The 24760-nt window shown below is 54.6% G+C and carries 21 protein-coding genes and 1 tRNA gene; 15 read left to right on the top strand and 7 right to left on the bottom strand.

Features of this window, described 5'->3' with window-relative positions:
• The first annotated feature begins 64 nt into the window (after window positions 1-64).
• The 5 genes from dnaK to C8R21_RS03980 all read left to right on the top strand — a co-directional run bounded on the left by dnaK (window position 65) and on the right by C8R21_RS03980 (window position 6828).
• Window positions 65-1999: a molecular chaperone DnaK gene (gene dnaK, locus C8R21_RS04000; RefSeq protein WP_107761543.1), complete on the top strand. Its 1935-nt coding sequence runs from the start codon at window positions 65-67 to the stop codon at window positions 1997-1999.
• Window positions 2000-2169: 170 nt separating this feature from the next.
• Window positions 2170-3276: a molecular chaperone DnaJ gene (dnaJ, locus tag C8R21_RS03995; RefSeq protein ID WP_107761637.1), complete on the top strand. Its 1107-nt coding sequence runs from the start codon at window positions 2170-2172 to the stop codon at window positions 3274-3276.
• A gap of 672 nt (window positions 3277-3948) precedes the next feature.
• Window positions 3949-5460 carry a YncE family protein gene (locus C8R21_RS03990; RefSeq protein WP_107761542.1) on the top strand — a complete coding sequence of 504 codons (1512 nt, stop codon included), beginning with the start codon at window positions 3949-3951 and terminating at the stop codon, window positions 5458-5460.
• 127 nt (window positions 5461-5587) lie between these two features.
• Window positions 5588-6202, top strand: a complete 615-nt coding sequence (locus tag C8R21_RS03985) for an SCO family protein (RefSeq protein ID WP_107761541.1) — start codon at window positions 5588-5590, stop codon at window positions 6200-6202.
• A gap of 56 nt (window positions 6203-6258) precedes the next feature.
• Complete coding sequence (locus C8R21_RS03980) at window positions 6259-6828, top strand: DUF1292 domain-containing protein (protein ID WP_258192245.1); 570 nt, start codon at window positions 6259-6261, stop codon at window positions 6826-6828.
• Between the two features lie 87 nt (window positions 6829-6915).
• Here C8R21_RS03980 and C8R21_RS03975 read toward each other — a convergent pair whose 3' ends face one another.
• The 5 genes from C8R21_RS03975 to uvrA form a co-directional block, all read right to left on the bottom strand.
• Complete coding sequence (locus tag C8R21_RS03975) at window positions 6916-7491, bottom strand: NUDIX domain-containing protein (protein ID WP_258192244.1); 576 nt, start codon at window positions 7489-7491, stop codon at window positions 6916-6918.
• Window positions 7492-7633: 142 nt separating this feature from the next.
• Complete coding sequence (gene phoR, locus C8R21_RS03970; protein ID WP_107761538.1) at window positions 7634-8935, bottom strand: phosphate regulon sensor histidine kinase PhoR; 1302 nt, start codon at window positions 8933-8935, stop codon at window positions 7634-7636.
• A 40-nt stretch (window positions 8936-8975) separates the two neighbouring features.
• The gene (gene phoB / locus C8R21_RS03965; RefSeq protein WP_107761537.1) at window positions 8976-9680 is read right to left on the bottom strand and encodes a phosphate regulon transcriptional regulator PhoB; all 705 of its coding nucleotides are present in this window, start codon (window positions 9678-9680) and stop codon (window positions 8976-8978) included.
• A 182-nt stretch (window positions 9681-9862) separates the two neighbouring features.
• Entirely contained in the window at window positions 9863-11215 is a 1353-nt protein-coding gene (locus C8R21_RS03960) for a glycerate kinase type-2 family protein (protein ID WP_107761636.1), read from the bottom strand.
• A gap of 32 nt (window positions 11216-11247) precedes the next feature.
• Window positions 11248-14082, bottom strand: coding sequence for an excinuclease ABC subunit UvrA (gene uvrA, locus C8R21_RS03955; RefSeq protein ID WP_107761635.1), 2835 nt, complete (start codon window positions 14080-14082; stop codon window positions 11248-11250).
• A gap of 112 nt (window positions 14083-14194) precedes the next feature.
• On the opposite strand from uvrA, the gene C8R21_RS03950 reads away from it, so the two are divergent.
• From C8R21_RS03950 to rlmD, 9 genes are all read left to right on the top strand, one after another.
• Window positions 14195-15580, top strand: a complete 1386-nt coding sequence (locus C8R21_RS03950) for an MFS transporter (protein WP_107761536.1) — start codon at window positions 14195-14197, stop codon at window positions 15578-15580.
• On the top strand, window positions 15581-16039 hold the full coding sequence (gene ssb / locus C8R21_RS03945; RefSeq protein WP_107761535.1) for a single-stranded DNA-binding protein: 459 nt from the start codon (window positions 15581-15583) through the stop codon (window positions 16037-16039).
• A 31-nt stretch (window positions 16040-16070) separates the two neighbouring features.
• Window positions 16071-16397: a ComEA family DNA-binding protein gene (locus tag C8R21_RS03940; RefSeq protein WP_375135994.1), complete on the top strand. Its 327-nt coding sequence runs from the start codon at window positions 16071-16073 to the stop codon at window positions 16395-16397.
• 157 nt (window positions 16398-16554) lie between these two features.
• Window positions 16555-17442 carry a cysteine synthase CysM gene (gene cysM / locus C8R21_RS03935; protein WP_107761534.1) on the top strand — a complete coding sequence of 296 codons (888 nt, stop codon included), beginning with the start codon at window positions 16555-16557 and terminating at the stop codon, window positions 17440-17442.
• A 90-nt stretch (window positions 17443-17532) separates the two neighbouring features.
• Window positions 17533-19623 (top strand): YdbH domain-containing protein, encoded by a 2091-nt coding sequence (locus C8R21_RS03930; RefSeq protein ID WP_258192253.1) that lies wholly within the window; start codon window positions 17533-17535, stop codon window positions 19621-19623.
• A complete protein-coding gene (locus C8R21_RS03925) occupies window positions 19620-19850 on the top strand; it encodes a hypothetical protein (RefSeq protein WP_107761533.1) in 231 nt (76 codons plus the stop codon). Before C8R21_RS03930 ends, C8R21_RS03925 begins: the two co-directional genes overlap by 4 nt.
• A 17-nt stretch (window positions 19851-19867) precedes the next feature.
• Window positions 19868-20290 (top strand): YdbL family protein, encoded by a 423-nt coding sequence (locus tag C8R21_RS03920; RefSeq protein ID WP_181258841.1) that lies wholly within the window; start codon window positions 19868-19870, stop codon window positions 20288-20290.
• Window positions 20291-20347: 57 nt separating this feature from the next.
• On the top strand, window positions 20348-21151 hold the full coding sequence (locus C8R21_RS03915) for a 3'-5' exonuclease (protein ID WP_107761532.1): 804 nt from the start codon (window positions 20348-20350) through the stop codon (window positions 21149-21151).
• Window positions 21152-21285: 134 nt separating this feature from the next.
• Window positions 21286-22605, top strand: coding sequence for a 23S rRNA (uracil(1939)-C(5))-methyltransferase RlmD (rlmD, locus tag C8R21_RS03910; protein WP_107761531.1), 1320 nt, complete (start codon window positions 21286-21288; stop codon window positions 22603-22605).
• Window positions 22606-22704: 99 nt separating this feature from the next.
• Here rlmD and C8R21_RS03905 read toward each other — a convergent pair whose 3' ends face one another.
• Both C8R21_RS03905 and C8R21_RS03900 read right to left on the bottom strand, forming a co-directional pair.
• Complete coding sequence (locus C8R21_RS03905; protein WP_074703749.1) at window positions 22705-23400, bottom strand: Bax inhibitor-1/YccA family protein; 696 nt, start codon at window positions 23398-23400, stop codon at window positions 22705-22707.
• Between the two features lie 193 nt (window positions 23401-23593).
• Window positions 23594-24130, bottom strand: a complete 537-nt coding sequence (locus tag C8R21_RS03900) for a hypothetical protein (protein ID WP_107761530.1) — start codon at window positions 24128-24130, stop codon at window positions 23594-23596.
• 445 nt (window positions 24131-24575) lie between these two features.
• Here C8R21_RS03900 and C8R21_RS03895 point away from each other — a divergent pair.
• Window positions 24576-24663, top strand: a tRNA-Ser gene (locus C8R21_RS03895).
• The last annotated feature ends 97 nt before the right edge of the window (window positions 24664-24760 follow it).

Raw genomic sequence — 24760 nt, 5'->3', positions numbered from 1 at the left:
AAGCGAATTACTCGACGGATTTATAACAACGGATATCAAGAACTGACTAATACAAGGATCAATTATGGGAAAAATTATCGGTATCGACCTGGGAACCACTAACTCATGCGTGGCCGTCATGGAGAGCGGCAAGCCCAAGGTAATAGAAAACTCCGAGGGGACGCGCACCACGCCTTCCATCGTGGCCTACACGGAAGAGGGCGAAGTTCTAGTGGGCGCGTCTGCCAAACGCCAAGCGGTTACCAATCCGAAAAATACCTTGTTCGCGGTGAAACGCCTGATCGGTCGACGCTTTAACGAGGAGATGGTGCAAAAGGACATCAAAATGGTGCCTTACACCATCATCAAAGCCGACAACAACGATGCATGGATTGAGGTGCGCGGCAAGAAAGTCGCGCCGCCCGAGGTGTCGGCACAAGTGCTCATGAAGATGAAAAAGACGGCGGAGGATTATCTGGGGGAACCCGTGACCGAAGCCGTCATTACCGTTCCGGCTTATTTCAACGATTCCCAGCGGCAGGCCACAAAAGACGCAGGCCGCATCGCAGGACTCGAGGTCAAGCGCATCATCAACGAGCCGACCGCGGCTGCGCTTGCTTTCGGAATGGATAAAAAGGAAGGAGATCGCAAGCTTGCCGTGTACGATCTGGGCGGCGGAACATTCGATATTTCCATTATCGAAATCGCAGAAGTCGAAGGCGAGCATCAGTTTGAAGTGCTGGCGACCAATGGCGACACCTTCCTGGGCGGTGAGGATTTCGACGCCCGCATCATCGAGTATCTGGTGGATGAGTTCAAAAAGGAAAACGGTATCGATCTCAAGAAGGATATGCTTGCTTTGCAGCGGTTAAAGGACTCCGCGGAAAAAGCCAAGATCGAACTTTCTTCCAGCCAGCAAACCGACGTCAACCTCCCGTACATCACGGCGGATGCCAGCGGGCCGAAGCATCTCGCGGTAAGAATCACACGCGCCAAGCTGGAAAGCCTGGTGGAAGATTTGATCACGCGCACAGTGGAGCCCTGCCGTACCGCCATCAAGGATGCAGGTATAAAGGTTTCCGATATCGACGACGTTATCCTGGTGGGGGGTCAGACCCGCATGCCCAAGGTACAGGAAAAGGTCAAGGAAATTTTCGCCAAAGAGCCCCGCAAGGATGTGAACCCTGACGAGGCGGTGGCGGTGGGTGCAGCGATCCAGGGGGGCGTGCTGCAGGGCGCGGTGAAGGATGTGCTGCTGCTGGATGTGACGCCGTTGTCGCTGGGTATCGAAACGCTGGGCGGCGTGATGACCAAGCTAATCCAGAAGAACACGACTATTCCGACAAAGGCGCAACAGGTATTTTCCACCGCGGATGACAATCAGACTGCCGTAACCATTCACGTGCTGCAAGGCGAACGCGAGATGGCATCCGGCAACAAGAGCCTGGGCCAATTCAACCTGGCCGATATCCCACCGGCTCCACGCGGCATGCCGCAAATCGAGGTGGCGTTCGATATCGACTCGAATGGCATACTGCATGTGTCGGCGAAGGACAAGGCGACAGGCAAGGAAAGCAAGATCAAGATTCAGGCGAGTTCCGGACTGTCGGAAGAGGAAGTGCAGCGCATGGTCAAGGATGCCGAAGCCCATGCCGAGGAAGACCATAAGGCGATGGAACTGGTCACGGCGCGCAACCAGTGCGATGCGATGATCCACTCTGTGCAGAAAACCATGAAGGAGCATGGGGATAAACTGGCCGATGAGGAAAAATCCAGGATAGAGGCGGCACTGAAAGATGCGGAAGATGCGTTGAAGTCTGGCGACAAGGAAACCATCGAAGCCAAAACCCAGGCATTGGCCGAGGCTTCGCATAAATTGGCGGAAAAGATGTATTCACAGGGGCAGGGCCCGCAGGCCGCACCCGGTGAGGAACCTTCCGGCCAGAGCGGCGGGACCGAAAAACCTGTCGAAGGAGAAGTTGTCGATGCGGAGTTCGAGGAAGTAAAAAACAAGAAGTAAATCCGCAAGCAGCAAAAGCAGCAGCCAAAAAAGCATCAAGACATTTCTAAGCGCAGCGGTGCGGGAAGGCACAGCATTCCTTTCCGCATCCTGCGTTTTGGCGTGCCGGAGAGGAAGCTGGTTTAAGTTACTCTGCTACTCTCGTGCTGCCAAATTTTCAAGAAGACTATATGAGCAAACGCGACTACTACGAAGTGCTGGGCATTAATCGAGACAGCAGCGAGGATGAAATAAAAAAAGCATATCGCAGGCTGGCGATGAAATATCATCCGGATCGCAATCCGGATAGCCCGAAAGCAGAGGAACACTTCAAGGAAGCAAAAGAAGCCTACGAAATACTTTCAGATCCGAGAAAGCGGGCAGCGTACGACCAGCATGGCCATGCCGGAGTGGATGCCAGCATGGGCGGCGGCGGAGCACAGGGATTTGCTGACGCATTCGGCGATATATTCGGTGATCTTTTCGGGGGGCGCGGCGCGCAAACCAATGTCTATCGCGGGGCGGATCTGCGCTATAACCTGGAAATTTCACTGGAACAGGCAGCGCGCGGAACCGAAACGAAGATTCGTATTCCCACCATGGATGCCTGCGGCACCTGTCATGGCAACGGCGCAAAGCCTGGCACCTCCCCCACCACCTGTCCTACCTGCAATGGCCACGGGCAAGTGAGGATGCAGCAGGGATTCTTCTCGATCCAGCAGACGTGTCCCAAGTGCCATGGCAGCGGTAAATTCATTTCCAGCCCATGCAATACATGCGGCGGTTCCGGCCGCGTCAAACACCATAAGACGTTATCCGTAAAAATTCCGGCGGGTGTGGATGAAGGCGATCGCATCCGCTTATCGGGAGAAGGCGAATCAGGGATCAACAGCGGTCCTCCAGGGGACTTGTATGTCGTCATTCACCTGACGCCTCATTCAGTCTTTCAGCGCGATCACAACGATCTGCACTGTGAAATGCCCATCAGTTTCACGACCGCAGCGCTGGGGGGCGAGATCGAAATTCCTACGCTTGAAGGGCATGCCAAAATCCGGATACCGGCGGAAACACAAAGCGGAAAAATCTTCCGACTGCGCGGCAAAGGGATCAAGGGCGTGCGCAGCAATAATCCGGGCGACCTGTTGTGCCATGTGGTGGTGGAGACGCCGGTCAAGCTTACCTCTCGCCAGAGAGAGCTGTTGCAAGAACTGGAAGCGATCAACCAGGAAGATGGCTCTCGCCACAGCCCGCGCGCAAAATCCTGGATGGACAAGGTCCGGGAGTTTTTTGCGGAGTGAGTGCATATTCGAGGCCATATAAGACATAGAGTCAGTGGGACTTCCCGCGTTGACTGATATCCTTTCCCCTTTGCTGCATTAGAGAGCGTGCCTGTCCGGTTTCGCAAATCGAGCAGTTCTCATAAAACCATTTGCATTTGCGGGAACACCGGAGTGATGAATTCTGCGCCGGATTCATCAAGGTATCGTCATGCCCGCAAAAGCAGATCTCCAGATCTTTTTTAACGTAATAACAAACCAACGGATTTCCGCTTTTGCGGACGATCAAGGTTTTTCCCAAAAGATTCTGTCCTTACAAGGCGGCTGTCTTTTGTCCATGCAGTTCTCCAGATTGCCACTCATTTTGTTCCGGACAGTAGTACGCATCCTCATCGCTTCATCAAGCTCATACCCAGCAATTAGCGGAGTCTTCCCCTTCTTATTCCCCGATTTGAATCCAGCCCGGCGGTGCTAACCTTTCGGAACGCAGTTGTATCGATGTCGCTTCCTTGGGGCGAGAGACTCGGGCACTGCGCTTTCATAATCCGAGAAAAAGAAGCGTGCTGGAAATACCTCATTCTGTCAGTGATCGGTATCAAACCGAAGAAGCTGCTTTTGGCATCCCGGTTCCTTGATGGATGGAAATTTCTTCCAGTGCGTTGAATTTATTCATTCATATAAGGGGAATCTCAAATGACTTTAATCAAGAAGAATTCTCGCCTGTTTTTACAGGCGGGCTTGTGCATGCTGACGCTCTCTGTGAGCGCAATTTATGCCGCAGATAATCCCTCCTTCTTAAAAGAGAGCACTTCATCAAGCATCGCTGTTTCGACGGCAAACGCCGGCAAAATGCGCACCAGAATCGACAGCTTGCGTGGAAAAGACGACAAGGCGTTCACCGACGATGACGATTATGCGGATAAGGGGCGTGGAAGAGGGGATCGCGAGCCGTTGCCGTTCGAGCAGTATCCGAACGTCTATAACGGTTATGTTCAGCCTATCGCAACCGCGATCGACTACCACAACGGGATGGTTTATCTCTTCAATTATGAAAACGACGGGCTGATCATCCTGGATCCCGCCACACTTCCCGGTTGGCCCGGAAATGTTCCCCTGCAGCATACTGTAGTGATGCCCGAAGGAAACAGGATTTATCTCACTTCCGACAATACGTCGGATCACCCTTCCTATATCATCGCCCTGGGTGTGAACGAAATCAATTGGGATACCCGCTACGCTTCTCTGAGGGTGGATGCCGTGCTGGCGACTGATTCACCCAATAATCCCTCGGAATTACCATTTGTCACGCCGGTCAATCCCGTACAGGCCGTTCCCAATTGGCTCATAGGCAGGGGAACGCAAATTCACGGCCCAACCCTGTTGCCGTACTCCGATTTTCTCTACTTTACGGAATTTACATCGGACAGGATACGTGTCATCAACCACAAAACGAATCAGTTCCTGAGTTTTGATCCAATCGTCATACCTGGCTACACGGAGCAAACCCATGGGGTTAACTTCAACAAATCGGGCACCATTGGTCTTGGGACAGGTTATTTTTTCGATAACAGCGTGATCGATGTATACAAGCCGAACAGGGAAACGGGTGAATTGCAGACGGTAGGCCAGATCATGCTGGGCGACGAAAAGAGGCATGCAGCTTTTACCCATTTCGTATACTGGCTGGATGAGCGGTATGCGGTCACCGCCTCGATGCAATTCGACAAAACTTCCCTGACACCCTCCAGCACCCAGCAGATCATTCCGCCAGGCGTGTGGCTGATCGACACTCACTTGGGAACGGCAAAGGAAATAGTCAAGACTGCGCATCACGCCAATAGCCCGGGTGTATTCCGCTCCGCATCGGATATCGCCGTGGTGAATGGTAAGCTCTACATCGCAGAAGAGGATACGCTTGATTTTACATTCGGCAATGATGGCTACATCTCGGTATTCGACTTGACCAACCGTGAAAAGCCGAAGTTCATCAAGAGACTGCGGCCCGGTTTCGAACTTCCGAAAGGATACGCCGTCGCTCACACGATCAGCCCGACACCGGATCACCGTTATTTACTGGTGGCCAGCTGGGTTTCCGGATATGTGCTGAAGATCGATACTGAAACCGACACGGTAGCCAAGGTATGGGGGCCGCGTGATGGTCTTGTCAAGCCGCATGGCATATTTGCCGCAGGCGGTCTGCGCTGATCCCGGCATCCCGCCTTTCCTTTATACCTTCGTATTCCGGCCCATTCTCTCCTCCGGGATTCTTCCCGGAGATTGAACAGGGTGGACCGCTTCCGGAAGCCAACCAGAAGAATTCATTGACTTGACTATGAAATACATCAGCGCAATCCGCTCAGGGACATACCGGAAATACGTCAACCCTATGCTGGCAATCTTGTTTCTGGCGGCGAGCGCCGGAAGTGAGGCGGCTACCGTTCTCCTGCGCCGCCCGATACCCTTGCTTCCCGAGGCTGCTGCCCGATTGAATCAGGTACATGCGGACAGGGATCTCCGGATGTGGCAATTGGTCGTTTTCGGGTTTGCCCACTGCAAGGATGTCTGTCCGGCGTCGCTTGCCAATCTATCCATGCTGGTCAAAGCCGGCGTTGCCGAGCGGATCAGTCTGGGTGGAATCTTTGTAACAATAGACCCGGACCGGGACACGGATGCGATCCTGTCACAGTACATCAGGGCCTTCGGAACCGACCTTGGCTATTTGCGGCTCGAGGGTGGGGAACTGGAGCGGTTCAAGGCTGCTTTCAGTGTGGAAACCGCCTTCTATACGAAAAATGCTGGAAACATGCTGAATTATCAGGTGGATCACAGCACTACCGCGTTTCTGATCGATCCTGCAGGAAATATCAGAGTGATATTCGATGCATTGACGGACGCCACAGATATAGAAGATTTATTTCGCAAGAACAGGACATTGTTTGAATCATGATTCCCCCTGGTGCGCTGCTCCCACTGCTGATGGTCTTCTCTCTCACTGTATCCGCCATGCAGATCGATGCCGATCCTCGTACGATCGTCTCTTTCATGGACAAAGGGTTGTCTCCGGAGCTCGATATTCTATCTGTGACTACCGATATTTCTCCAGAGGATCACTTGGTATTTCAAGTTAAGACCAGGGGAGAAAGAGCGCAGGGGGAAGTTGCCGATCACTTACTGCTGCGTATACTACATGGAAAAGTCTATGTTTTCCTCATTCCGATAAATAAAGAAAATGGAAATAAGGTTCTGATGTATGAAACGGCCCTTCAGCCTGATTACCCTCTATTGCCCCAAGTGTTGGAGCAGTCCCGTGAAAATGATATGCCCCGCCATTTGAAGGTAGAACGTGTCGCCAGGGGAGTGGAATTTACACTCCCTCTCGAGTGGATCGACTTCGGTAAAGATTTCGGTTTCGATGCCTACACTGTAAGTGCGCAGGTACAGGGAGATACTCTGGAAATAAGCAGAGTCCATGATCAGGCAGGAAAAGGCCGCGGTGGAAGCAACAAGTTCTCTGCCGTTACCCTGCTCAATAAACTGTGTACGCCCCAGCGACTGCGAGCAGGCAGAGATTAATAGGGCAGCCGAAGTTTTTTGAGCTAAAAGTTTTGGGCAGGTCCGAACCCACCTGATCTGTACAATCTCTGCTGCTTTTCTCCTCTGTTACTTTACTGCCCATTCGCCTCTCAATATCTTCTCCGCCCAGAACAAACCTGAAACCGATTTGTTGTCGGTAATTTTTCCTTCTTTTACCCATTCAAGTGCTTCTGCCGGAGGCAGGGTAAATATCTCCAGGTATTCTCCATCATCGAGGTTTGCCCCCTCAAAAGTGAGTTCCTGCGCGAGGTAATAGATCAGTTTTTCGTTTGAGTAACCAATGCAGGGATGCAAGGTGGTGAGATAACGCCAGCTTTTCGCTGTATAACCGGTTTCTTCCAGCAGTTCCCGTTGCGCGCATACAAGCGGCTCCTCCCCGGAGTCGATTTTTCCAGCGGGCAATTCGTAAAAATCCCGGTGCAGCGGGTAACGGAACTGACGTTCCAGCACCAGTTCACCATTGTCGAGCAATGGGATAATGACCACCGCGCCAGGGTGCGCGATGTACTCGCGTATTTTCACTTTGCCGTCGGGGAGGCGTGCATGGTCCTGGTAGACATGCAGCAGGTCGCCTTCAAAAACCTTCTGGCTGCTGACAGTAGTTTCGGTAAGATCGGGATGTTCAGGCCGGGTTCTGGACATAGGAACGGTACGTCTCTTCATGCAATGGATAGCGATATCTTGTCCGCAGTGGATCTGTTTATTCCACTGTTCGTTGCGTCCGATATCCGCTTTCCGGGGAAGTGGTATGCAGCCGATTATACCGCGCGCAGCAGGCCGCTATTCACTCATCTTGCTGTATCAGAAGCCGGGTAGTCGGAAACACTGCGCTGAAGCGACTGCCTTTGCCTGGTTCGCTGGTAATTTCCAGCTTCGCCTGATGACCACTGAGCACGTGCTTGACAATGGCAAGACCGAGGCCCGTGCCTCCGGTCTCACGCGAGCGGCCCCGATCCACGCGATAAAAACGCTCCGTCAGGCGCGAGATATGTTCCGGTTCGATCCCTATCCCGGTGTCCTGCACCGAAAATACACCCTGCCCGTCCTGAACAGCCCAGCGCAGCGTTATATTCCCCCCATCCGGAGTATAGCGTATGGCATTGCTGATCAGGTTGATAAAGGCGCTGCGCAGGTCAAACAGGTTGCCGAGGAGTCTTGCGGTTGTATCGAGCTTGAGCGTGATGCGATGGTGTCCTGCACTCAGGGATTTCGCTTCCTCATACAGCATTCGCAACATTTCCGGTATATTGACGTGCTCCTCGCGCACCTGGTTTTCCGTATCTTCGAGTCGCGACAGGGTCAACAGATCTTCCACCAGGCTCTGCATGCGTCGTGTCTGCTCGCTCATCAATTCCAGCGCCCATCGGCGTGTATCAGGATCTGGTTGATTATCGTCCGACAGCATTTCGAGAAATCCACCGATGACCGTCAAAGGCGTGCGCAGTTCATGCGAGACGTTGGCGACAAAATCGCGGCGCATGGTCTGGATTCTTTCAAGCTTGGTTATATCACGGCTGAGGAGCAGTTTCTGCTTGTCGCCATAAGGAACGAACTGCAGCGAGAGCATCAACTCGTGCTGCCGCGGCTGTTTAATCACCAGGGGTTCTTTGTAATTCCGCGAGGCGAGATATTCCGCGAACTGGGTCTGACGCATAAGATGCGTAATATGCTGTCCGGTATCGAGACCGGCATTGATGCGCAGATGCTTTTCGGCCACTGGATTGCACCATTCGATGCGGTCCATTTCATCGAGGATGACAACTCCCTCGGGCATGGCTGAGGTGGCGCGCCGCAGACGCTCCAAAGCGGAGCTGAGGTTTTGGTGGGTTTGTTTTTGATCGCGCATGAGCCGGGCCAGGCGCGCGAATACATCTCCCCATCTGCCGGAGCTGTCGGGTAGCGCAGCTTCTTCACTGCGGAGCCATCGGTCCAGCCGCTTCAGATTGCGCGAGTGGCGCAGGACCAGCAGGAACAGAACGATGACATAAAAGGTCAGCGCCGCAGCTGCGCTGAACACAGCCATCAGTACTCCGCTTACAACGGCAATCAGTACGAGAGTGGCAAAATGCCCCCAGAAACCGGACACAAGCGTCAGCTGGAACGATTACAACAGATCATTCCAGCTTTTATCCCGCGTTCACCGCTTGCCCTGCCGAGAGGCGATAGCCGGAGCCCCGTACTGTCTGCACCAATCCATCCTTGTCGACGTTTTCGAGGGCCTTGCGCAGGCGGCGGATATGCACATCGACAGTACGGTCCTCGACAAATACATGATCGCCCCATACCTGATCGAGCAATTGGGAACGGCTATGTACCCGTTCGGAATGAGTCATGAGATAGTGCAGCAAGCGGAATTCGGTGGGCCCGAGCACGACTTCAGTCTCATTCGCAGTGACGCGATGGGTTGCCGAATCCAGTCGCAGTCCACCGATCTCCACCATATCGTCGGCGGCTTCGGGAGCGCGCCGCCGCAGTACCGCCTTGATTCTCGCCAGCAGCTCCCGGGGTGAAAAAGGCTTGGTAATGTAATCGTCGGCGCCGCTTTCCAGTCCGGTCACCTTGTCGCTTTCGTCTGCGCGAGCGGTGAGCATGATAATGGGAATATCCTTTGTACGGGCGGCTCTCCGCAGCATGCGGGCAAAATCCGCGCCGCTCATCCCAGGTAGCATCCAATCCAGGAGCACCAGATCGGGCAGCGTATCATTGATGATTTTCATGGCTTCCTCTGCGTTTTTCGTCGAGGAAACCGTATGCTTGGCTTGCCGGAGACTATATGAGATCAGTTCCTGGATCGCCGGTTCATCTTCCACCACCAGTATTGTTGCTGCCATTAGATCGTTCCTTCTATCGTCAGAATCTTCTCCGTTTTTGATTTTTTCTTATATTTCGATGATATGTAAACAGTATTGCGGTTTTGTGACATTTGCAAGCAGCGAGAGATTCCGCAGCAGGTATCGTCAAGCCGAGAGAGGCTTCCGGCCGCATCGAGGGATTCGAACCTCCTGTCGCAGATTCACAGAATCAGTATGACGCGGTAGTCGTTGACGTTGGTTCGGGTCGGACCCGTCGTGATCAGATCGCCCAGCGCTTCAAAAAAGGCATAGGCATTATTACAGGTTAGCAAGGACGAAGGGTTCATGCGCCGCTCGGCGGCGCGCCTGAGGGAGTCCGGGGTGATGAGTGCGCCCGCATTGTTTTCAGTGCCGTCTATGCCGTCGGTATCGCAGGCGAGCGCGTAGATGTTTGGCGCACCGTTCAGTTCGATGGCAAGAGACAGCAGGAACTCGGTATTGCGACCACCCCGTCCGCCCTTCTCATATCCTTGTTCATTTTCCCGTAATGTGACTGTCGTTTCGCCTCCTGAGATCAGGGCTACCGGCAGCTTCCACGGCTGCCCATGTTGCCGCACCTCCTTCGCCATTGCGGCGAAGACCTTCGCCACCTCGCGCGCTTCCCCGGTAACGGAATCCCCCAGCACTACAGCTGGAATTCCTTGGGCACAAAAATATTCCGCCGCTGCCACGAGTGAAGCATGCGCCGTTGCAATCACCCGGTTTTCCACCCGGTCGAAAACGGCATCTCCGGGTTTGGGCGTCTCCCTGAGTCTGCCTTCCACTCCTGCACGCAACGTTTCCGTCACGGCTGCCGACGCCTCGATTTTATAGTGTTCGAGTATGGCGAGCGCATCGGAGAACGTCGTAGGATCAGGTGCGCAGGGGCCGGAAGCAATATGGGTCGGATCGTCTCCCGTTACATCGGAAATGATCAGTGCCAGCCCCGGAGCACGGCTCGAAGCCGCCAGTCGCCCGCCCGCTGTCGCGGAGAGATGCTTTCGTACGGTATTGATTTCCTGGATGGGCGCACCACTATGCAGCAGTTGGGTAGTGACATCGCGGAGATCATCGAGCGATATGCCGGTTACAGGTACCGACAGAAGACTGGAACCGCCTCCACTCAGCAGGCACAGCAGGAAATCGCCGGCTCCCAGTTTTTCTATTTCCGCCAGAATGGCACGGGCCCCTTGCTCCCCGCTTTCGTCAGGCAGCGGATGGCCTGCTTCTATCAACCGGATTCGTTCGAGGGGCAGGCCGTGACCATAGCGGGTGAGTACGATTCCGCTCAAAGGCACCTCTTGCGGCCAATGGGTTTCCACAGCCTGCGCCATTGCCGCCGCGGCCTTGCCCGCACCTACCACCAAGGTCCGTCCTTCACGGTCCCTGATATGGCCTCTAATGCAGCCCTCATGCTGTTTGACTGCAGGGGCGCGAGATGACACGGAAGCAAGATGCGGCGGTACAACGCGCAGCGGATCGGCTGCGGTGAGCGCAGCGTTGAAACTATTGAGCAGGAGTGCCCGGGGATTCATCGTACGTTCACCTTCCAGCCTCACGCCAGTATTCAGGTGGCCACGTGAAAATTCTCCAGCATGTCCTTGAGGTGATGCCCGGTAAAGCTCCTTTCATTCGCTGCTATTTCCTCGGGCGGCCCCTGTGCGATGATTTCACCACCGCCTTCGCCGCCCTCGGGGCCGAGATCGATAATCCAGTCCGCAGTCTTGATCACATCCAGGTTGTGTTCGATCACGACCACGGTGTTGCCGTGGTCGCGCAATCGATGCAGCACTTTGAGCAGGAGGTCGATATCCTGGAAATGAAGCCCGGTGGTGGGTTCATCCAGAATATAGAGCGTACGCCCGGTATCTCGCTTGGAGAGTTCCAGCGACAGCTTCACCCGTTGCGCTTCGCCGCCCGAAAGCGTTGTTGCGGACTGGCCCAGGCTGATGTAACCCAGGCCGACATCCAGCAAGGTCTGGAGCTTGCGCGCCACCACGGGTACGGCACTGAAGAATTCATGCGCCTGCTCTACCGTCATCTGCAGGATTTCATGAATGTTTTTTCCCTTGTATTGAATCTCCAGGGTTTCGCGGTTATAGCGCTTGCCGTGGCAGACATCGCATGATACGTAGATGTCGGGAAGAAAGTGCATTTCCACTTTGATCATGCCATCACCCTGGCAGGCTTCGCAACGGCCCCCCTTCACATTGAACGAGAACCGCCCCGGCCCATAGCCGCGTTCCCGCGCCTGCGGCACACCGGCGAATAACTCCCGAATCGGAGTGAACAACCCGGTATAAGTTGCGGGATTCGAGCGCGGCGTGCGTCCGATGGGGCTTTGATCCACGCTGATCACTTTGTCAAAAAACGCCAGCCCTTCCAGGTTCTGATAGGGAGCGGGTTCAGTTGCGCTGCCATAGAGATGCCGGGCAGCAGCCTGATAGAGGGTTTCGTTGATGAGCGTGGATTTACCCGAGCCGGATACACCGGTAATGCAAACGAACAATCCCACCGGCAGGTTCAGGGTGACGTTTTTCAGGTTGTTTCCCGAGGCGCCTTCAATCCGCAGCCAGCGATCATTTTTCGGTTCGGTGCGTTTTTCGGGTGTGCTTATGGTCAATTCGCCCGAGAGATATTTTCCGGTAAGTGAGCCGGGGTCGCGCTGGATAGCTTCCGGCGTACCCTGAGCGATAATGGCGCCCCCATGCTCACCGGCCCCCGGACCCATGTCTATCACGTGATCCGCGGTCAGTATTGCATCCTGATCGTGTTCCACCACGATCACGCTGTTGCCGAGATCGCGCAGATTCTTGAGGGTTTTCAGCAGGCGGCTGTTGTCCCGCTGGTGCAGGCCGATGGAAGGCTCATCGAGCACATACATCACACCGGTGAGACCGGATCCGATCTGACTGGCAAGCCGGATGCGCTGGGATTCCCCCCCGGACAAGGTATCGGCGGACCGATCCAGCGACAGGTAGTCCAGCCCGACATTGTTGAGAAATGATATACGGCTTGAGATTTCCTTGATGATCTTCTCTGCAATGGCAAGCTTATGACCGGTCAGCGTCACCTGCTCGAAAAAAACCTTTGCTTCTTTCAGCGGCAAGGCATTGATTTCATATATTGCCATGCCGCCTACATGCACATGGCGTGCTTCCCGCCGCAAGCGCGTTCCAGCGCATTCAGTACAGACCTGGGAATTCAGGTATTTCGCCAGTTCCTCGCGTACGGTAACTGAATCGGTTTCCTTGTAGCGCCGTTCCAGGTTGGGAATGATTCCCTCGAACGTATGCTTGCGATAATTTCTCGATCCGTTTTCGTTCGGATACGAAAACATGATTTTTTCATTGCCCGATCCATTCAGGATGATGTCCTGAATATGGCTGTTCAGTTGCTCGAAAGGCACTTCCAGATCAAAATCGTAATGGCTCGCCAGGCTCACCAGCAACTGATGATAAAACTGGTTGCGCCTGTCCCATCCCTTGATGGCGCCGGAAGCCAACGACAGATGCGGAAACGCGACGATCCGTTTGGGATCGAAGAAGGTGATTCTGCCCAGTCCATCGCATTTGGGGCAGGCACCCATCGGGTTGTTGAACGAAAACAGACGCGGTTCGAGTTCGGGCAGCGAATAGCTGCATATCGGGCAACTGAACCTGGCTGAAAAAAGATGCTCGGCACCGGAATCCATCTCTACCGCCAGTGCGCGTCCCTCGGCATGGCGCAGCGCTGTTTCGAACGATTCCGCCAGCCGCTGCTTCGAATCCGGCGAAACCTTGAGCCTGTCGATTACCACCTCGATCGTATGCTTCTGGTTTTTTTGCAGCCTGGGCAGGGCATCGATTTCGTATACGTTCCCGTCGACCCGCAGCCTGATGAAGCCCTGCGCGCGCAGTTCATCGATCAAGTCCACTTGCTCGCCCTTGCGCCCCACCACCAGTGGCGCAAGTATCATCAGCCGGGTATCCGGCGGCAGTCGCAGCACATGATCGACCATCTGGGACACGCTCTGCACGGTCAGCGTGATGCCATGATCGGGACACTGCGGATCTCCTACCCGTGCGAAAAGCAGGCGCAGGTAATCATGTATTTCAGTGACAGTGCCGACAGTCGAGCGCGGGTTATGCGAAGTCGCCTTCTGCTCTATGGCGATGGCGGGCGATAATCCTTCAATCAGATCGACATCCGGCTTTTCCATCAATTGCAGGAACTGGCGGGCGTACGCGGAAAGCGACTCCACATAACGCCGCTGGCCTTCCGCATAGAGCGTGTCGAATGCCAGCGAAGACTTGCCCGATCCCGACAGACCCGTAATGACGACAAGTTTGTTGCGCGGCAGATCGATGTTGATATTTTTTAGGTTGTGCGTGCGCGCACCGCGGATCTTGATGAGTTCCATTGACTCCTTTCGCTGACGGTCCGGCGCCTGCTCATCCACCGGGGCAAGACTACCTGAGAACCGGCCAAACCTGTTAATATACTCAAGTTTCCGCGTTTTCCCAATCTGATTCATGTCCCCCTCATCGTCTTCCGAGAAACTGTCACCCACAGAGGTACGCGCGATCGCGGGCCTGGCGAGTATTTACGGCCTGCGCATGCTGGGAATGTTCATCATTCTTCCGGTATTCGCGTTTTACGCCGAACATCTACCGGGAGGCGACAATTACACGCTGGTCGGGATTGCACTGGGGGCGTACGGGTTGACGCAGGCGATATTGCAGGTTCCGTTTGGCTGGCTGTCTGATCGCTTCGGCCGCAAACCGGTGATTTATGGCGGCCTGCTCTTGTTCGCCCTGGGCAGTTTTGTCGCAGCCGGGGCAACGGATATTTACTGGGTAATCATTGGCCGTGTTATCCAGGGCGCAGGTGCGATTTCGGCGGCTGTGATGGCGCTTGCCGCGGACCTTACACGCGAAGAGCATCGCACCAAGGCAATGGCAGCGATCGGCATGACGATAGGAACTACTTTCGCGCTGTCGCTGGTTATTGCGCCGTCGCTCAACCTCATGATTGGCGTGCCCGGAATTTTTTTGATGACAGGCGTGCTGGTGCTGCTGGCGATGGTCGTAGTTTCGCGAGTGGTTCCCAACCCGACAGAGAGTCGGTTTCATTCGGATACGGAAGCATCCGCTGGGCGATTTTCCAATGTTTTGCGAAATCCCGAACTGTTGCGGCTCGATTTTGGTGTCTTTGCACTGCACGCTGTATTGATGGCACTATGGTTGGTGGTACCGCTATCGCTGCGGCAGGCAGGGCTCGCAGCGGATCATCACTGGCAAATCTATTTTCCCGCGCTGGTCATTTCCATGCTGCTGATCATTCCAGTGATCATCTATAGCGAAAAGAAGGCAAAGCTTAAGCAAGTGTTTGTCATATCCGTCGCTGTGCTGCTGGTAAGCCAGATCCTGCTGGCCTATACATTCGATTCGATATGGGGCACCGCAGGGGCCCTGTTGGTATTCTTTACCGCCTTCAATCTGCTGGAAGCAACCCTGCCTTCGCTCATTTCCAAGATCGCCCCGGTGGGGGCAAAAGGCACCGCCATCGGTGTCTATAGCAGTGTCCAGTTCCTGGGCACGTTTATTGGTGCCAGTGCCGGTGGCTATCTCTATCAGCATTACGGAAGTACTGCACTGTTTGCATTTTGTGCCGCGCTCCTCATGTTCTGGCTGATATTTGCCGTTACCATGAAGGCGCCCGCAGCTGTCCGCACCAGGATGTATCACGTACAGGTAATGGATACCGGCGCCGCCCACGGGCTTTCGCAGCAACTTGCAGCGCTGCCCGGTGTGCATGAAGCGCTTGTGCTTGCGAGCGAAGGGGTGGCTTACCTGAAAGTAGATATGCGCGGTTTTGATGAGCAAGGGGTTGCTCAATTACTTGGAGGGGAAGCATAAATGGCATCAGTCAACAAAGTCATACTCATCGGCAACCTCGGCAAGGACCCTGAGACCCGCTATATGCCGAATGGTGACGCGGTAACGAATATCACCGTGGCAACAACCGAGACCTGGAAAGACAAGAACGGCGAAAAGCAGGAAAAAACCGAGTGGCATCGCGTCACTTTCTACCGCAAGCTGGCTGAGATCGCAGGCGAGTATCTCAAGAAAGGACGCCCGGTCTATGTCGAAGGACGGCTGGAGACGCGCAAATGGACCGACAAGTCGGGTGTCGAACGCTACACCACCGATATCATCGCCAACGATATGAAAATGTTAGGGAGTAAGCCTGGGGGCGTCAGTTATGAAGCGCCCGATAGAGATGAAGGTGGTTTTGCACCGAGCACATCCAGCAGTAAGGCGCCTGCCAGAAGTAGCACCGGGTTTGATGATATGGATGATGATATTCCGTTCTGATGCCATTTCCGACAGCGCTGCACGATATTTGATGACCGAATCCGCTAAAAATATGACCAAACTGTTTCTTCTCCTTATTACGCTGTTCGTATTTAGCGGAGCGGCATTCGCGGCTGTCAATATCAATACCGCTAGCCAGGCCGAACTGGAAAGTCTTCAGGGAATCGGCCCGGCCAAAGCCAAGGCGATCATCGAATATCGCAAGAAGAAGGGGTCTTTCAAATCCGTGGACGATTTGCAGAACGTAAGCGGCATTGGTCCCGCCACGGTTCAGAAGCTCCGCAAGGATATAACTGTCGGTGGCAGTAGTGGCGGCGCGGCAGGCAGGAAGGAGCACAAAGCCGCTGCCAGAGAATAATCCTCGCGCATAGTCGCAGGTTGCGGAATGGATAAAGGCTTGGCCAACCTATCCACTATCCATAGATTACGCTTTATCCTCATCTCCCACGGTCACTACGCGTCACTCCGGCACTACTGCGGGAATTCGTTGTGACGTTTCACAAGTCGGGCAGGTCATGTTCAAAACCATAGAAGATTTTGTCGGCAATACACCTCTGGTCAAGCTCAAACGCCTGTCCGGAAACACTAACAATGCCATTCTCCTGAAGCTGGAAGGGAACAATCCGGCGGGTTCGGTAAAAGACCGTCCCGCTTTGTCGATGATTACGCGCGCGCAGGAGCGCGGGGAAATCAAGCCCGGCGATACGTTGATAGAGGCTACCAGCGGCAACACCGGCATTGCGCTCGCCATGGCGGCGGCAATCATGGGATATCGCATGGTGCTGGTGATGCCCGAGCATCTCAGCGTGGAGCGTCGGCAATCGATGAAGGCGTACGGAGCGGAAATCATACTGACTTCCAGAGAGGGCAGCATGGAAGAAGCGCGCGACGTGGCCGAGCGAATGCACGACGAGGGGCGGGGAATCATCCTCGACCAGTTTTCCAGCCCCGATAACCCGCGCGCCCATTACGAAGGCACCGCTCCCGAAATCTGGCGGGATACCGAAGGAAAGATTACTCATCTCGTGAGCAGCATGGGCACGACCGGAACCATCATGGGTTGCTCCCGCTATTTCAAGGAGAAGAAACCCGAGGTCCGGATCATCGGCGTGCAGCCGGAAGAAGGCGCCCAGATTCCCGGTATCCGAAAATGGCCTGAAGCCTATCTGCCAAAAATCTATGATCCGAGCCGGGTAGACCGCATCATGCTGGTTTCCCAGGATGAAGCCGAAGAAATGACGCGGCGGCTTGCGTCCGAGGAGGGGATTTTTGCAGGGATTTCTTCCGGCGGTGCGCTCGCTGCGGCGCTCAAGGTTTCTGCAGAAGCAGAAAATGCAACGATCGTCTCGATTGTTTGCGACCGAGGCGACCGTTATCTTTCCACGGGTGTTTTCCCTGCGTGATTACCGGTTTCAGGGGGTAGGCGGGGTCTGATAGCCGTAGCAAGGTACCGGCAATAGGGCCCAGAACGAACGAAAAATGGCTTGCTCGTGATGAAATTCCTCATCAGGATACTGGCAGCGTTCTTCCCCGCAGTGGTATCCGTGCAGGCTGCGTCTCTTACCCTTTCCGCAGAGGATATCCGCGGTCCGCTTTCCAATATCAAGGGAATCCAGATCACCCTCGCTGGCGCTCCTCCATCGTCCTCGCTGAGAATGAAGCTGGCCGAGGTGGGGATACAGGGAAAGACCTGGCATAACCTGCATTTTTCATGTGATCGATTTCGCACCCGCAGGGAAGAGATCAACTGTGATAGCGGTGCCCTGAGGTTATCGGAGTCCGCGCCACTGCCTGTGTCATTTCGGCTATCTGTTCCAGGCAGAACTTCCGACGTAAAAATCCTCGATGTGAGAATCAGAAACAGCGCAGGCAAGACAGGCGAGGGGTGGAAGCTGTCGCTTCGCACGGGAAGAGCAGGTTGGGAAGGTACGCTTACCGCGGCTAACGGAGAGATTGCACAGGTCGTGCAATTGCTGCCGGTCAGCGAGAATGCCATCCTGCCTTCATCCACGAAAGGGAAAATCAATGGCGTAGCGAAACTCCGGGCCGATCTCGACGGAGCTGCTGTCATCGATGCCCATCTGGCGGTGGAGGACGTAGCCTTCAGCGATGTCAGCGGTTTGCATGCGGGCGAGAATATCAGTGTCACCGTTGACGCAAGAGCCAGGCGCATGCCTCGACAGATTCCCGGGCAGAAGACTCATTTATGGGAGTGGCAGGCAGATGCGCACTGGCCGCAAGGGGAAGTGTTCTGGCAACCGCTGTATTTCGCTGCCCATGGTGACCGTTTCAGCGCGCGTGGCGAAGTCGATGGTAGTACCCTCCGTCTCCGCACGGGAAGACTCTCTCTGGCGGAGATTGGTGAGATCGATCTGTCCGGCAGGATGGACTGGAGGGCCAACACGCTGCACGATTTCGACCTCGATGCGCCTGATCTCCAAATGGCAGGGTTATACAGTCAGATCGTAAAACCTTTTCTGATCAACACATCTTTTTCCGCATTGAAGACCGCCGGGCAGGCGGGAGTAAAGTGGCGATTCCGGAATGGTGTGAACGAAATGCTCGATGTCGATCTGCGTGACGTATCGCTGGAGGACGAGGGCGGGCGCTTTGTACTGCGCGATATCAATACGCGCATACCCCTGCGTGCAGCTGAGCTGACGCACGCCGCCATTACGATAGGGGGTGGGCACGTAAGCCGGCTACCGGTGGGGCCGGTCCATATCCCTCTGGAGATAACCGGATTAAATGAACCTGATTTTCGCATACCCCGAATGGAAGCACCCTTGCTGGACGGCAAGCTGACCCTGGAGAACTTCAGCGCCATCAGGCAGGCGCAGGGATCGCTCCCCGGCTGGCGCTGGCAGTTCAGCGGCGACCTCTCGCCCATATCCATGGAGCAACTCACCCGCGCGCTCGGGATTCAGCCGATGCGCGGCACTCTCTCGGGAAAAATCCCCAAGGTAACATTCGACGGCTCCGCTATTGAAGTGCAGGGCGCCCTGCTTCTCAACGTGTTTGATGGCACGGTGCTGGTGTGGAATCTGAAAGCGCTGGAGCCATTCGGCTCCGCGCCCTCCCTCATGGCGGATGTGGACATGCGCAATCTCGATCTTGACCTGCTCACCGGCGCATTCTCATTTGGCAATATGGAAGGCCGCATAGATGTGGCTGTGCATGATCTCGAGCTTTTTGACTGGAAACCGGTGAAATTCGATGCCCGCCTCATGAGCAGCCCGGGCGATTACAGCCGCCGCATCAGCCAGCGGGCAGTGCAAAGCATTTCATCACTGGGTGGAGTCGGCGCTGCCGCTGCAATCCAGCGCAGTTTCCTGCGTGTCTTCGATGAGTTCGGCTATTCGCAGATCGGGTGGAGCTGTACATTGCGCAATGGTGTCTGCGGTATGGGCGGGATAGAATCGGAACCTATGCCCCACGGGTATCTGATCGTCAAAGGTGGCGGAATCCCGGCGATCACAGTGATAGGTTATAATCGCAGGGTGGACTGGCGGGAATTGGTAAGTCGTCTTCAACGGATTACGGACGCCAATGCCAGGCCTGTCCTTCAACAGGATAAACAATGAAGAACCTTTTGTTCCAGGCAGCTTTGCTGACCCTGGTCAGCACGATGCCAGCCGCCTGCGTCACCATCAATATTTATTTCCCTGCCGCAGCAGCCGAAAAAGCAGCAGACAAGATAATAGAAGAAGTGTGGCAACTCAAGAAACCTGAAGCGGGTGAAAAGACGGAGCAGCCCGTTTCACCCCCATCTTCTTCCCAACCTGCGGTAGAGCCGCAGCAGCAGCCATAACAGTAAAGGCAAATATCATGGTCAGTTCGATTTTCCGGGCAGCGCTGCTGATGCTATTATCATTGACCCCGCTTGCCGGGCATACCCAGGCCAATATCGAAATCGATACCCCCGCGATAGCAAGCATCAAGCGGAGCATGCAGCAACGCCATAGCCAACTGGAGCCGTATTATTCAGGTGGAGCAATAGGCTTCACGCGTGACGGCCTCATTGTCATGCGGGACGCCAACGCAGTGCCACTGGCAGCGCGGCAGTCGGTGAATGGATTGATCGCAGCGGAAAATCAGGACAGGAACGCGCTTTATCGCGAGATCGCTCGCGCCAATAGTCACCCGGAATGGGAAGCCGATATTCGCTCCACGTTTGGCCAACGGTGGATCGAACTGGCACGGGGCGGCTGGTGGTATCAGGGTGCGGACGGCGGATGGGTCAAGAAGTAAAGGCGGGCGGCGGGTACCCTCAAAAACAGATGTGCAGGATTTATTTGAACGTCTAGCGTGACTCCCGTACTGGTTTTCGACATCGAGACTGTTCCCGATACAGAGGGATTGCGCAGGCTCTACAATCTTCCCCATGAGCTTCCGGCCGCGGATATCGCCGAGATGGCGTTTCAGTCGCGCCGCCAGACTGTCGGAAGCGATTTTCTTCCTCTGCACCTGCAGAAGGTGGTGGCGATTTCCTGTGCGCTGCGCGACAAGGATGAATTCCGTGTATGGTCTCTGGGAAGCCCGGCGGATTCCGAGGCTGAACTCATACAGCGCTTCTTCGACGGCATAGAGAAATACAGTCCCCAACTGGTCTCCTGGAACGGGGGCGGGTTCGACTTGCCCGTGCTCCACTACCGCGGCCTCATCCACGGTCTGAAGGCCCGGCGCTACTGGGACATGGGCGATGATGACCGCGATTTCAAATGGAACAACTATCTTAGCCGCTACCATACCCGGCATCTCGATTTGATGGATATCCTGGCGTTGTATCAGCCGCGCGCCAATGTTCCGCTGGATGAGCTGGCGAAGCTGATGGGTTTTCCGGGGAAGTCGGGGATGGATGGCTCCCAGGTCTGGAGCGCATTCCAGAAAGGCGAGATTGCCGCCATTCGCAACTATTGCGAAACGGACGTGGTGAATACCTACCTTGTGTTCCTGCGCTTTCAGCTTATGCGTGGAACCTTCAATAACGAACAGTATCAACGTGAATGCGGGCTGGTTCGCCTCACCCAGAGCAAGTCTTCCGAGCCGCATTGGCAGGAATTTCTCGAACAGTGGTTCTGTTTGAGCGAAGCTTCTTCATTTCTGGATTGATCGACAGCTGCTCAGGCTGCTCATTCTCCTGCATGGGGGTGCGTCAGATTCCGGAAGGCATCCGTGGGTAGAACCGAGGGTAGAATATCAAATCCTTCTGAACCCGTTCTCGATTTCGGACCTGCCAATGTGAGATGACTGCCCCCGTTCTTATCGAATCCCTGGATCAGGAAGGCCGGGGCGTTGCGCACGCTGAAGGCAAAGTCATTTTCATCGAAGGCGCCCTGCCGGGAGAGGTTGTCACCTATAACGCCTATCGCAAAAAACCGAGCTTCGAGCTTGCCCAGGTCAATCAGATTCTCAAGCCCGCGTTTTCGCGGGTAACGCCGGAATGCCATCATTTTGGCATCTGCGGCGGTTGCAGCATGCAGCACATGGACGCTCGTACCCAAGTGGCAGCAAAACAGCGCGTGCTCGAAGATAATCTCAAGCACATCGGCAAGGTCGCACCCGAACTGATATTGCCGGCAGTTTATGGATCACCCTGGGGTTACCGCTACCGGGCGCGGCTGTCGGTCCGCTATGTGGCAAAAAAAGGCGGAGTGCTGGTGGGTTTTCATGAAAAGCGCAGCAGCTTCATTGCCGACATGCAGATCTGCAGGATCATGCCATCGCGTATTTCCGCGCTCATCATGCCATTACGAAAGCTGGTGGAAAATTTGTCCATCCGCGAGCGTCTGCCGCAGATTGAAGTTTCACTGGGCGAGAACGTGGATGTACTGGTCCTGCGCATTCTTGAACCCTTGACCGTGCAGGATGAAACCTTGCTCAAGGCTTTTGCCGATCAGCATCACGTTCAGCTTTTTCTGCAAACCGGCGGTCCTCAAACAGCCTATCCTTTCTATCCCAAAGACGCGCCGGAACTGAGTTATACGCTGCCGGAATTCGATGTAACCATTCCGTTTCATCCGACTGAGTTCACTCAGGTGAATCCGGCGGTTAATCGCATGCTGGTGCGGCGGGCGCTAAACCTGCTTGATCCTCAGGCGGGAGAACGCGTCGCGGATCTGTTTTGTGGCTTGGGTAATTTCACCCTTCCCATTGCGCGGGGCGGCGCGCAGGTAGTGGGCTATGAGGGCAGCGCGGCGCTCGTTTCCCGGGCCCGTCAAAATTCACAACGCAATGGGCTGGCGGGTAGTACGCGATTCATGGAGGCCAACCTGTTTGAAATCGATGAAAGGTGGATGCATGAGCAGGGGGATTTCGACAAGATGCTGATCGACCCTCCACGGGAGGGCGCTATTGCCGTGGTGACCGCTCTCGAAGAGAAACAGCTCAAGCCGTGGCGCATTGTTTACATCTCCTGCAATCCCGCCACACTCGCGCGCGACGCGGGCGTGCTGGTGCACAGGAATGGGTATGTGTTGAAGGCGGCGGGTGTCATCAACATGTTTCCGCATACGGCACATGTCGAGTCCATCGCGCTGTTCGAGAAAGCCAGCGAGCAGATATGAAAAAGGGCGACTGCTTCCAGCCGCCCCGGAGGTATTCCCCGATTCCCCTGGCTTGCTCGCCGGGTTTACCCTGTAGTTTTATCCTATGGCGCTCTCGCGTCAGTCTTTCTCGCCCGACAAAGCCAGCAGCAGGTGCAGCAGGCTGGTGAAGAGGTTGTACAGGCTGAGGTAGATGCCCATGGTTGCCATCACGTAGTTGGTTTCCCCGCCGTTCACGATGCGGCTTACATCAAACAGAATGAAGCCGGAGAACAGCAGTACCGCAACTGCCGAAATGGCGAGCGAGGCTGCCGGTATGGCAAAGAACAGATTGGCGATCGACGCGATCATCAGGAGTATCAGTCCCACGAACAGGAAGTTCTGCATGAAGCCGAAATCCTTCTTCGTCACCGTGGCGATGGTCGCCAGCGTGAAGAAGATTGCTCCTGTTCCCGCGGCGGCGGTTGTGATGATTTGCGCGCCATTCTTGAAATGAAGCGCATATTGGAGCATCGGGCCTAACCACCATCCGGCCACAAAAGTAAACAGAAACAGCAATCCGATTCCCACGACGCTGTTACGGGTGGCGCTCACTCCAAACAGCAATCCCATCATGATGGCCAGCATCACCAGCGGTCCCATGATAGGCGCTTGCGCGAGGAACGCGAAGTTGGTGCTCATTCCGATCATCGCACCGATTACCGTTGGAATCATGGTCAGACCAAGCATCCAATAGGTATTGCGCAGTACCTTGTTGCGATCGACTGCAAGTCCGGTTTGCACAGTCGGGCTGGAATATCGAAGTTCAGGTTGCATGACGTCTCCTTGGTTGACGAAACTTTACACGCATAAGACTACTCATCTTTATGGAAAGTTGCAATCTCAAAGATCCAGTCTCTCCGAAAATACAATGCATCAACAATCGGGAACGAGGATCAATGCAAACAGTCGCGGATCGGTGACCATTGGCACATTTGCGGACGATGCCTGGGCGCGAAGATCAGTCTCGCTAGATACTCATAATGCCGATACTAAAATGATTCACGCAAGGTGTCTTTGGACTGAAAATAGCCATTACCGGAAGGAAGCTGCCTTCTACGGTACATCGTTGCATGGCTGCACCCGAGATGGAAACATGAGCGCCCTGCATGGTTGGGCTGGAAATCCACCAGTTATTGCTTGTGACAAAATGACCTTGAGCTACGATCAAGTTTTCGCAAACTATTACTTGATTGGATTCGTTGGTAATCTTCATTGTTCCTTGTACCGCAAAGTTCAGTTCGTTTGGATAAGTTCCGGCGCTGTCACAAACTACGGTCTGACCATTGCCCGCTGCCGTTCTAAACCAGTTTGCAACCGATGCCGAATTTTTCCTCCCGGCATTAACCATGATGTAGGCCTGGTCGTGACCATCCTCCTTTTTTATGCCAGATGAAACGCCGTGATATGGCTGTCCAGATGTTATCGAATGACTTGTTTCGGTAAAGCTGAACGCTTTCATCCCTGCTACATCAAAGAATATATAATTGTCATGAGAAGTCGACATTTTATCCTCCCGTTCTGATTGATTGAGTTGCCGGAACTGCCGATTCAGTAGAGGTGTGCATCTATTTAGATTGCATCTTTTTCTTAGCTGAACAACAGAACATAACAATCTGGCATGGCTCTCAAAATGGAGAACAGAGGCAAAAAAACCGCCTAATTCATCAGTACAGGCACATCAGGGATGGACTTGTCTCTATGTGCTTATCGTCCTATAACGTTTAGCTGGTCTGCACATAAGCGATCCGGGCATGCTGTCCAACCTCGTCCGTCGATCTTCACACGGCACAAGGCGTGCCGGTACTCTATTTGAGGAAAAGTCGTACTACTTGCGCAAGTCTCCTTTGTAACCACTTGTTATGGCAAGCAAGCACCTATCATGTACGACGTTGTTGTAACGGGCGCTGCTGGCAAATCATTTCCCAAACGAGTATGATTCGCAGGGTTTCGGAAGAGTGGCCGAGCGGTTGAAGGCACCGGTCTTGAAAACCGGCAATGGGCAACCATTCGTGGGTTCGAATCCCACCTCTTCCGCCATCGGCTCTTTCCCATTAACGGGGGATGGGTCATTCATCAGACACGGTTGATCACACCGTTCCAACCGCATTGAGCCAAGACCCTCATGCGGTAATTC

Source organism: Nitrosospira multiformis, assembly GCF_003050865.1.
Lineage (GTDB): Bacteria > Pseudomonadota > Gammaproteobacteria > Burkholderiales > Nitrosomonadaceae > Nitrosospira > Nitrosospira multiformis_E.
Note: the sequence above shows the minus strand (reverse complement) of the source record. Positions and strands in the feature narration are given on the sequence as shown.